A 9471-nucleotide genomic window follows, 5' to 3' on the forward strand; every position below is an offset into this window, starting at 1 on the left:
AGTCGACGAAAAGCGTGTCGACTTGACCTGACCCCTCGGGCGCGGCAACAGCATCGGCACGACTCGTGACGGGACCACCCCACCCGCGTTGTGTGTGAAGGACTGCTCGGCTTCGCCTTCGCGGTCGGCTCGGCTGCGCCTTCGCCATGGCATCGGGCAGGTCCTGGGCGAATGGCTGAGTTCGCCTGGGACGATGTGTTGGTGACACGAATCGTTGCCGGGACTGCGGGAGGGCGCAGGCTCAAGGTGCCGCCCAAGGGCACTCGGCCCACGTCCGACCGTGTGCGGGAGGCTCTCTTCAGCTCCCTTGAGTCGCTGATGGACCTCGACGGCGCGAAAGTGCTGGATCTGTACGCGGGGTCTGGTGCGCTCGGGTTTGAGGCGTTGAGCAGGGGGGCGGAGCACGCGACGTTCGTCGAGTCGGACAAGCGGGCCGCCGAGGTGCTCAAGAGCAACGCCAAGGAGCTCGGGTTCGCCAACACGACGATTGCGAACCGCACTGCTGAGGCGTACGTCACGACTGAGGGCGACAAGTTCGACGTTGTGTTCGCTGATCCGCCGTATTCGGTGGGCGATGACGAGCTCGCCAAGGTGCTGCACGGGCTTGTCGATCGGCTCGCTGAGGATGCGATCCTGATCGTCGAACGAGCTTCGCGAAGTGGCGAACCAGCATGGCCGGACGGAGTGGAACCCTTGCGTGCCAAGCGATATGGGGATACGGCGGTGTACTGGGGTCAGGTGCGTTCTGATGGGTGACGAGAACCACGGACACGCCTGGAGGCGTCCGATCGGGTGCTACCGTCCGCCTCATGACGCGTGCCGTGACGCCCGGCTCCTACGACCCGGTAACCAACGGTCACCTGGACATCATCGGGAGAGCTGCGCATCTCTTCGATGAGGTCGTCGTCGCCGTGCTGATCAACAAGACCAAGCGCACGCTGTTCTCCGTCGAAGAGCGGATGGAGATGCTGCGGGAGGTCACGCAGCCGTGGCCGAACGTGCGCGTGGACTCGTGGCACGGGCTGCTTGTCGACTACTGCCGTGAGAACGACATCAAGGCCATCGTGAAGGGCCTGCGTGCGGTCACGGACTACGACTACGAGCTGCAGATGGCCCAGATGAACCACCAGCTCACCGGGGTCGACACGCTGTTCATGCCTGCTACGCCCGCGTACTCGTTCCTGGCGTCCTCGCTGGTCAAGGAGGTCGCCACGTACGGCGGCGACGTGACCACGTTGCTGCCTGCGTCCATCGAGCAGCGGCTGCAGCAGCGCCTCGCGGAGACGCGCTAGAGCGACAGTTTCATCCCCACGTGCGAAGCGGTGAACCCGAGCCGCTCGTAGAAGCGGTGCGCGTCCGTGCGTGACGCGTCCGTCGTCAGCTGCATCAGACCGCAACCGCGTGCGCGCGCCTCGTCGATCGCCCACCTCATCAGGTGCTCGCCGAGGCCGCTGCCGCGTTGGTCGGCACGCACGCGCACGGCCTCGATGGTCGCGCGGGTCATGCCCAGGCGGGACAGGCCGGACGTGAACGTGAGCTGCAAGGTGCCCACGACCTCGCCGGAGTCGTCGACCGCGACGGCCAGGTACTGGTGTGGATCGGCGTCGATCACCTCGAACGCCTTGAGGTAGGCCGGGTCGCCTGGGCGTTCCCGTGTGGCGCCCAGTGGATCGTCGGCGAGCATCGCCACGATCGGGTCGACATCGGCGGCGGTCGCGCGCTTGATCGTGATGGTCACGGCAAATCCTGACACGCCCTGCCGATCTCCCTCTTTGGGGGAGATCGGCAGGGCACACTTGTGGAGGGAACCACAGGGGTTAGGGAGTGAGACGTGTACCGGGTGTTCGAGGCACTCGACGAGCTCGTCACGATCGTCGAGGAAGCGCGCGGAGTTCCGATGACCTCGGGCTGCGTGGTGCCGCGCGGTGATGTGCTCGAACTGCTCGACGACGTGCGCGACGCGATTCCCGCCGAGCTCGACGACGCGCAGGACGTGCTGGACCACCGCGACGAGGTCGTCGGCAAGGCCAAGCACGAGGCCGAGACGAGTGTGTCGAAGGCGCGCTCCGACGCCGAGCGCATGCTCGCCGAAGCGCAGGCCGAGGCCGAGGCGATGCTGTCCGACGCGCGCGCCCGCGCCGAGCGGATGATCACCGAGGCGGAGGATCAGGCCGAACGGACCGTGGCCGCCGGCCGGCAGGAGTACGACGACCTGGTGGGCCGTTCGCACGCCGAGGCCGAGCGGATGATCCAGGCCGGCCGCGCCAACTACGAGCGCGCCACCGAGGACGGCCGCGCCGAGCAGGCCAGGCTCGTCAACGAGCAGGAGGTCGTCCGTGCGGCGCACGCCGAGGCGGCCCGCGTGCTCGACTCCGCCCAGAGCGAGGCCATCCGGCTGCGTTCGGAGTGCGACGCGACGTCGAACAGCAGCTCGCGGACTTCGAGGACCTCCTCGCGCACACGCTCAGGTCGGTCGGCAAGGGCCGTTCGCACCTGCGCGGTCCTGCCGTCGCGGGGGCCGCGGCGCCGTTCGACTACGGTGCTTAACGAACCAGCTGGGGACCGAAGCGCCTGAACGTGTGATTCGCGCTACGTCTTGCAGGTGCGATCACCTGCGGATTTCACGCGTGAGCCCGTCGTCCCGTACCCTGGACCGGCTGGACGTGGTAGGTCCCCGTCGGCAACCAATCTGATCATGACTGAGCATCGTCACGCGTCCACGCGTCCCACAGCATCCGGTCCCTGGGTCATCGACACCAGGGACATCGGCGTCGCGCCGGGTCGAGCCGACCCTTCGTCCGGTCGGTTCCCGCCGCAGGCGTAGGGCTGCTCGGGGTGATCGCGGTGCCGGAAGGCGGAGACGTTGAGCTCGATCTTCTGATCGAGTCGGTCGTGGAGGGCGTGCTGGTATCGGGGACCGCGTTCGCCAAGGTCGAAGGGGAGTGCTCGAGGTGTCTCGAGCCGATCTCCGACGAGGTCGAGGTCCGGATCACGGAGCTGTACGCGTGGCCGGACAGCACCACGGACGAGACCACTGATGAAGACGAGGTCAGCCGGATCGTCAACGATCTGATCGACCTCGAGCCTGTGGTGCGGGACGCCATCGTCCTCGCGCTGCCGCAGGCACCGCTCTGCGAGCCGGACTGCAAGGGGCTTTGCTCCGAGTGCGGCGGTAGGTGGGCGGAGCTCGGGCCCGACCACGGGCATGAGACGATTGACCCTCGTTGGGCCGCGTTGCAAGAGCGGTTCAGCGATGACAACTCGGAGGAGAAGTAGTCGTGGCCGTCCCGAAGCGGAAGATGTCGCGCTCGAACACCCGTGCGCGCCGTTCCCAGTGGAAGACGTCTGCCGTGCACCTGGTGGCGTGCTCCAACAAGGCTTGCCGCCAGCCGAAGCCGCAGCACGTCGCCTGCCCGGCCTGTGGTCAGTACGCTGGCCGCCAGGTCGCTCAGCCGGCCTGATCTCCTCGGTTACGTAGTGGGGGGAAAGCCGCCGCGCGCTCCGCAAGCTGACCGCGCGTCTTTGTCCGAAGCGCTCGGCGTCCAACTGGACGCCGAGCTGCTCGGGCTTTCGCTCACCCACCGGTCGTACGCGTACGAGAACGGCGGCCTGCCGCCGAACGAGCGTCTCGAGTTCCTGGGAGACGCTGTGCTGGGGTTGGTCGTCACCGACCACCTCTACCGCACACATCCCGATCTTCCCGAGGGTCAGCTCGCGAAGCTCCGCGCCAGCGTGGTGAACATGCACGCACTCGCGGGCGTAGCGCGTGACCTGGGCGAAGGTGGGCTGGGTGCACACCTGCTGCTCGGGCGCGGCGAAGAGCTGACCGGCGGCAGGGACAAGGCGAGCATCCTCGCCGACGGCCTTGAGGCCGTCATCGGTGCGGTGTACCTGCAGTTCGGTATCGATACCGCACGAACGTTCGTTCACCGGCTGTTCGATCCACTCTTGGCCAAAGCTCCGCTTCTGGGTGCTGGACTGGACTGGAAGACAAGCCTGCAGGAGCTCACCGCTCAAGCCAGTCTCGGCGTCCCGGAGTACCGCGTGGACGACCAGGGGCCGGACCACCGCAAGGAGTTCACCGCCACGGTGCTCGTCGGTGGCCAGCCTTACGGCAAGGGTGATGGGCGCACCAAGAAGGAAGCCGAGCAGAAAGCCGCCGAAGCGGCTTATCATGTTCTGTCGGAGCGGGTCAAGGCCGAGCAGGAGTCGGCTCGATCCGCAAACGGACAGAACGGCGCCTCGGTGACGCCAGGGACCCTCCCATCCGAGGAAGACTGAGACACGCAATGTATGCGACCAGGTACCGCACCAACCGCCGTAGCCGCTCCGCTCGCGGCCCGGTGAACGCCTCCCGCAACGGAGGTATCCAGGGACTTGTGCTGGTCAGGGACACGAGCCGCGCCGGTGTATGGGTGCTCAAGCCCACCAAGCCGCAGGCCGCCGTGATCGAGGCACAGCCCGTCGACGAGGGCAAGTCCGAAGCCTGACGTGCCCGAACTCCCAGAGGTCGAGGTAGTACGCCTCGGCCTTGAAGCCCACGTCGCCGACAGGGTCATCGCCTCGGTAGAGGTGCTGCACCCACGAGCCATCCGCCGGCACGACCTGGGTTCTTTGGACTTCTGCGCGCGCTTGGTCTCGCAACCGATGGTTGCAGCCAAGCGCCGCGGCAAGTACCTCTGGGTCGAACTGGCCGACAAAGCCGCCATGCTCGCTCACCTGGGCATGAGCGGCCAAATGCTCGTCCAACCCTCGTCGGCTCCCGACGAGAAGCATCTGCGCGTCCGCTTTTCCTTTGAAGACGGCGGGCCGGAGCTCCGTTTCGTTGACCAGCGAACCTTCGGCGGGCTGGCTCTGGCTGAGCTCGTCGAGGTCGACGGCACGCTGGTGCCCGACTCGATCGCGCACATCGCCCGCGATCCGTTGGATCCTCTGTTTTCTCGTGATGCTGCCGTGCGCGCGTTGCGGCTGCGTCACACGGAAATCAAGCGTGCGCTTCTAGACCAGACGTTGGTCTCCGGCATCGGCAACATCTACGCCGATGAGGCCCTCTGGCGAGCGAAGCTGCACGGCACACGCATGACCGACAAGCTGGCCAAGGCCAAGGCCGCCGAGGTGCTCGACCACGCCACGGATGTGATGCGTGAGGCGCTCGGGCAGGGCGGCACCTCGTTCGACGCGCTGTACGTCAACGTGAACGGCCAGTCCGGCTACTTCGACCGGTCACTCAGTGCTTATGGCCAGGAGCACCGGCCCTGCAAGCGGTGCGGTGCGGCGATCGTCCGCGAGCCGTTCATGAACAGGTCCTCGTACTCCTGTCCGCGCTGCCAGCCGCGCCCCCGCATCTGATTGCTGCGAAACCTGGAAGAGGCCAAATCAAGCCGGGGAGGCTAGCTTGTCGGTGCTCGGACCTAGTATGCGGAGCATGACGCGGTACGTCGACGAGGATCTGCACGGTGCGGAGTTCCGCGAGTGCGATCTGACCGGGGCACGCCTGATCGGCGTCGTCATGCAGGATGCCGTGATCGACGGGCTCATCACCAACCTCGTGGTGAACGGTGTCGAGGTCACCGAGTACGTCGAGGCAGAGCTCGACCGGCGTCATCCGGTGCGGGTGCTGATCCGCTCCGAGGACCCTGCCGATCTGCGCGGGGCATCGCGTCAGCTCCATGCCGGCTGGGCCGCCACGATCGAGCGAATCCGCCGTACGCCCGGCATCGAGCGCCGCAGCGTGAACGACGAGTGGTCGGCGGTGCAGACGATGCGCCACCTGGTCTTCGTCCACGACTCGTGGTTCCGCCGCTGCTGCCTGGGCTCGACGGAGCTGTTCACGCCGATGGGCATCGGGCCGACCGTCGAGCCCTACCGTGGAGCGCACGGGCTTGACCTCTCGCTCGATCCGTCCCTCGACGAGATCGTGAGCGTGCGTGACGCACAGGCCGCCGAGCTCGAGGCCTGGCTCGACGAGGTCACCGCTGTGCAGCTCGCAGCGCGAGCGCCGGTGCCCGACGACGATGTCTGGCCGCCGTACGCCAGGGGCCGCTCGGTGCGGCAGTGCCTCCGCACGGTGCTCAACGAGACCTTCGAGCATCACGGCTTCTGCGTCCGCGACCTCGACCTGATCGAGGCACAGGACGCCGAGTAGGGCCGGCTACGGACTCAGCATCTTGCGGATGCTGGCATCGCTGACCGTGGCCGTGCTCAACCGAAGATCACGGTGACCCGTCTTGGATGCGCTGAATCTGAGCATGCACCTCATCGGCGACGGTGTGCCGCACCCAGTGCTGTCGCCGGTAGGCGGCTTCGACGGTGGCCCAGATGATCAAGGCGATGACGGCGAGCGCGATCGCGGGCACCCAGAGCCGCATCGCCGGCAGCGCCGCCGAGGTCATCAACCCCACCGCCGCCGACGCCCAGACCGCGCACACCAGCAGTTCCACCGTCTGGTCCGCGGTCAGCCAGCTCCAGCGGCCGCGGCTCGCGTCTCTGGCAAGCACGTCGGCGGCGTTCTCCAGATGTCTGATGTGCCAACGGACTCGTTGCACGTCGCCGGTGGCCTTGTGTTTGCGGACCAGGCGTTCGAGCTCGCGGCGCACCGGGGCCGGCTTCACCGGTTCCTTCAGCCGCACCGGCCAGTGGTCCTCGCGGAACTTCTCGACCTTGTACTGCCTGAGCACGAGGAACACCAGGTACATCGCCGCGACACCGGTGATGAAGACCAGCAACGGCCGAATCTCCGGCTCGACCGGCGAACTGAAGACGATCGCCACCACCACCCCCACGAGCACGATGCCCGCGGGCATACCCACCAGCAGGTAGTACCTGGTCGGGTCGAAGTCCTGCGCGAGCCGCTCGGCCGCGTTGATCGGCCTGCGCCCCATCGACACCAGCGCCACCGCGATCATCACCACGAACAGGACCACGGTGGCGGTGACCGAGGCGTAGACCGCGATCTCCGTCGCACCGGCCGGCAGCAACAGCACCGGAGCGGCGAACGCGGCGGTGCCGAGAAGAAGGGCGAGCGGTCCTGCCCACGGCCGCGCCGGCGTTTCCCCGATGGAGGCGCGCCGCCGGGGTTCGTCGGCGATCTTCTCGCAGAGCTGGGCGTGGCCGGGGTCGTCCGGCACGCGGTGGGCCTGGAAGTGGGCGAACTCCCTGATCGTCCTCGGAAGTTCGGACGCCCTGGGCATCTTGGCGGCGTCCAGCAGCAACGGGATGATCGTCTTTCCCGCGGCCAGTGCCCAACGGATCTCGTTGTGCACCCAGTCCGCGCCGTCGGTCTTCAGCTCTTTCGCCCAGCCGGCGTGCACGACGACGACCACCACGTCAGCCCTGCCGAGATGGCGGCGCAGCTGGTTCGGGTAGCGCCGGCCGTGACCGATCGTGGCGGAGTCGAGGAAGACGTTGTTCTCCCCGAACCGGGCGGCGAGCCGCGCGTAGAGCGTTCGGACGAACGCGATGCGCTCGTCGTGCCGCCGGTAGTTGATGAAGATGCCGCCCATGTCGAACGACCGTAGCGGGACGGACACGATGCGCGACATGACAGTTGACGGGACCGATGTGGCGATTCCTTGTCATGTAAAAGGAAGCAGGTGACTCCGCACAATGCGCTGGCTGAAGCCGGGTCTGATCGCTGTCGCGGTGCTCGTGGTACTGGCGGCCGTGCTGCAGCTGACCGGCACGCTGTCGAGCTTCTCGCCGTTCCGCGTCGACACCATCGACCGCAGTCATCCCGCTGTGCTCAAGGAGCTGCGCAACCTGAGCCAGTACCACGCGGCGACCGGTGACTACGAGGTCGTCATCGACATCGAGAAGGACGCGCCGTGGCTGCCCGACTTCCTAGCTGGTGAACGCACGCTCTTCGTCGGAGCGGGCACCGTCAACGCCTACGTCGACTTCGGCAGGCTCGTCGAGGAGATGCTGGTCATGTCGTCCGACGGAAGATCCGTCGAGGTGCGGATCCCCGAGCCTGTGCTCGACAAACCGAACCTCAACAACGAGCGCAGCTACGTCTTCGACCAGAAGCGCGGCCTGTTCAACCGGCTGGGCGCGGTCCTCGACACGAAGAGCCAGCAGGAGTTCTACCTCGCCGCCGAGAAGCGGATCGCCGAGGCGGCCGACAAGTCCGAGCTGCGCAAGCGGGCCGCCGAGAACACCAGGACCATGCTCAGCGGCATGCTGCGGGCGCTGGGCTTCCAGGTCACCGTTGTGGAGAACCGATGAGCGGCGGCATCTTCGTCAGCTACCGCAAGAACTACAAGGGTGGCCGTCGTAGTCACGCCCAGGCGGTCGAGGCTTTCATCGAACGCCTGCGCGCGCACTTCGGACCGGACAAGGTCCACGCGGACACGGGACTGGAGGCAGGCGAGCACTACCCGTCCGCGCTGCGCGGCTGGCTGGAGAACGACACCGAAGTACTGCTCGTCTTCGTTCACCGCGAGTGGTTCGTGGATCTCCGCGCCCGCAAGGCGGAGAAGGACTGGGTGCGGTACGAGGTCCGCAAGGGGCTTGAGAAGGGCCTCTACGTGCTGCCGGTGCTGCTCGACAGGGCCACCCTGCCGAGCAAGGACCGGTTGCTCAAGGCTGAGTTCGACGACATCGCCGAGCTCGGCACCCGGCAGTACTGGCGCATCGACTTCGGCGATTGGCAGCGGGGTGGCGCCGAGCTGATTCGCCTGCTCGAAGGCCGGGTCTCCGGAGAGGCCCTGCCCGCACCCGAGCGCCCGGACCCGGCTCGCCCGCGCGGCATCTGGCCGATGGCCGCCGCAGCGCTGTTCGGCTTGGCCGCACCCTGGTTGCTGGTCCGGCTGCTCGTGCCGGAAGTGGACCTGAGGCATGTCTGGCTCGTCGCGCTGGCGATGGCGCTGGTCCTCCCGCTGATCATTCCACTGGGAACGGTCGCGGTCGTCCATGCGGCCAGGGCCAGGCTCGACGAGAGCGACAAACACCTGGCCCAGTTGGCGCACGATCAGAAGACCAACGTCACCGTCGGCCTGTTCGTGGCGGGCATGGGCATCATCGTTCTGTTCGTCAGCAACCTGCTGCCGTGGCAGGGGCAGCTGCTCGTGCTGGCGGTGATCGTCGGGTTCACCGTCATCGAGGGTGACCGGTGGCTGCGCGATCGACGCAACAGCGACCTGTGGCCGTACGTGCGTCTCGTTCCGCATCCTGCGTCCGTGCGCGGCGCACTCGCGCACGTCGAGCGCTTTATGAAGGCGCATCGACCGTTGCTGACCAGGGCACAGCGAGAACAGGTCGAGTTCGTGCTCGGCCAGGTCGAGTGGGCGGTGGACCGCCTCCACGAACTCCGCGCGTTGCCCAGGTGGACGTGGTTGCGCCGGTCAACCGCCTGGCTGCCCGCGCTGCACGTGCTGCTCGTCGCCGCCGTGATCGGTAGCGCGGTGTCCGCGGTCGTCGAAGGCGGTTGGGGCTACCGCGCCTGCTCGCCGGCGCCGTGGTCGCCGCCGCTGC

Annotated in this window: 11 protein-coding genes and 2 pseudogenes; 11 read left to right on the top strand and 2 right to left on the bottom strand. The window is 67.2% G+C overall.

The genetic code is table 11. The features are described from left to right. The first annotated feature begins 201 nt into the window (after nucleotides 1–201). Together rsmD and coaD are read left to right on the top strand one after the other, a co-directional pair. Nucleotides 202–756, top strand: a complete 555-nt coding sequence (gene rsmD, locus FXN61_RS43520) for a 16S rRNA (guanine(966)-N(2))-methyltransferase RsmD (protein WP_167979689.1) — start codon at nucleotides 202–204, stop codon at nucleotides 754–756. 53 nt (nucleotides 757–809) lie between these two features. Continuing rightward, entirely contained in the window at nucleotides 810–1292 is a 483-nt protein-coding gene (gene coaD / locus FXN61_RS43525; RefSeq protein ID WP_167979690.1) for a pantetheine-phosphate adenylyltransferase, read from the top strand. On the opposite strand, the gene FXN61_RS43530 is transcribed toward coaD, so the two are convergent. After that, on the bottom strand, nucleotides 1289–1732 hold the full coding sequence (locus tag FXN61_RS43530) for a GNAT family N-acetyltransferase (protein ID WP_312878451.1): 444 nt from the start codon (nucleotides 1730–1732) through the stop codon (nucleotides 1289–1291). The two genes, coaD and FXN61_RS43530, sit on opposite strands and share 4 nt — an antisense overlap. 99 nt (nucleotides 1733–1831) lie before the next feature. On the opposite strand from FXN61_RS43530, the pseudogene FXN61_RS43535 reads away from it, so the two are divergent. The 7 genes and pseudogenes from FXN61_RS43535 to FXN61_RS43565 all read left to right on the top strand — a co-directional run bounded on the left by FXN61_RS43535 (nucleotide 1832) and on the right by FXN61_RS43565 (nucleotide 6145). Further along, nucleotides 1832–2547: pseudogene (locus FXN61_RS43535) on the top strand (DivIVA domain-containing protein). A gap of 148 nt (nucleotides 2548–2695) precedes the next feature. Then, nucleotides 2696–3276 (top strand): annotated as a pseudogene (locus FXN61_RS43540) (YceD family protein). 2 nt (nucleotides 3277–3278) lie between these two features. After that, a complete protein-coding gene (rpmF, locus tag FXN61_RS43545; protein WP_030467958.1) occupies nucleotides 3279–3461 on the top strand; it encodes a 50S ribosomal protein L32 in 183 nt (60 codons plus the stop codon). A gap of 16 nt (nucleotides 3462–3477) precedes the next feature. Continuing rightward, the gene (gene rnc, locus FXN61_RS43550) at nucleotides 3478–4281 is read left to right on the top strand and encodes a ribonuclease III (RefSeq protein ID WP_167979691.1); all 804 of its coding nucleotides are present in this window, start codon (nucleotides 3478–3480) and stop codon (nucleotides 4279–4281) included. Between the two features lie 8 nt (nucleotides 4282–4289). Further along, the gene (locus FXN61_RS43555) at nucleotides 4290–4490 is read left to right on the top strand and encodes a hypothetical protein (protein WP_167979692.1); all 201 of its coding nucleotides are present in this window, start codon (nucleotides 4290–4292) and stop codon (nucleotides 4488–4490) included. Between the two features lies 1 nt (nucleotide 4491). Next, entirely contained in the window at nucleotides 4492–5349 is an 858-nt protein-coding gene (gene mutM / locus FXN61_RS43560; protein WP_167979693.1) for a bifunctional DNA-formamidopyrimidine glycosylase/DNA-(apurinic or apyrimidinic site) lyase, read from the top strand. Between the two features lie 76 nt (nucleotides 5350–5425). Next, a complete protein-coding gene (locus tag FXN61_RS43565) occupies nucleotides 5426–6145 on the top strand; it encodes a DinB family protein (protein WP_167979694.1) in 720 nt (239 codons plus the stop codon). A 67-nt stretch (nucleotides 6146–6212) separates the two neighbouring features. Here FXN61_RS43565 and FXN61_RS43570 read toward each other — a convergent pair whose 3' ends face one another. Then, a complete protein-coding gene (locus FXN61_RS43570; protein WP_167979695.1) occupies nucleotides 6213–7541 on the bottom strand; it encodes a TIR domain-containing protein in 1329 nt (442 codons plus the stop codon). A 64-nt stretch (nucleotides 7542–7605) separates the two neighbouring features. On the opposite strand from FXN61_RS43570, the gene FXN61_RS43575 reads away from it, so the two are divergent. Together FXN61_RS43575 and FXN61_RS43580 are read left to right on the top strand one after the other, a co-directional pair. Then, nucleotides 7606–8223 carry a DUF4230 domain-containing protein gene (locus FXN61_RS43575; protein ID WP_167979696.1) on the top strand — a complete coding sequence of 206 codons (618 nt, stop codon included), beginning with the start codon at nucleotides 7606–7608 and terminating at the stop codon, nucleotides 8221–8223. Then, a partial coding sequence (locus tag FXN61_RS43580) for a hypothetical protein (protein ID WP_223165846.1) occupies nucleotides 8220–9471 on the top strand: 1252 nt, incomplete at its 3' end. The genes FXN61_RS43575 and FXN61_RS43580, both read left to right, overlap by 4 nt.

Source organism: Lentzea indica (assembly GCF_012184385.1).
Classification (GTDB): Bacteria; Actinomycetota; Actinomycetes; order Mycobacteriales; family Pseudonocardiaceae; genus Lentzea; species Lentzea indica.

What these genes read in the sequence shown, in the direction of transcription:
- coaD (WP_167979690.1), top strand. Translation starts at nt 810, where the DNA reads ATGACGCGTGCCGTGACGCCCGGCTCCTACGACCCGGTAACCAACGGT.
- FXN61_RS43555 (WP_167979692.1), top strand. Translation starts at nt 4,290, where the DNA reads ATGTATGCGACCAGGTACCGCACCAACCGCCGTAGCCGCTCCGCTCGC.
- FXN61_RS43565 (WP_167979694.1), top strand. Translation starts at nt 5,426, where the DNA reads ATGACGCGGTACGTCGACGAGGATCTGCACGGTGCGGAGTTCCGCGAG.
- FXN61_RS43570 (WP_167979695.1), bottom strand. Translation starts at nt 7,541, where the DNA reads ATGTCGCGCATCGTGTCCGTCCCGCTACGGTCGTTCGACATGGGCGGC.
- FXN61_RS43575 (WP_167979696.1), top strand. Translation starts at nt 7,606, where the DNA reads ATGCGCTGGCTGAAGCCGGGTCTGATCGCTGTCGCGGTGCTCGTGGTA.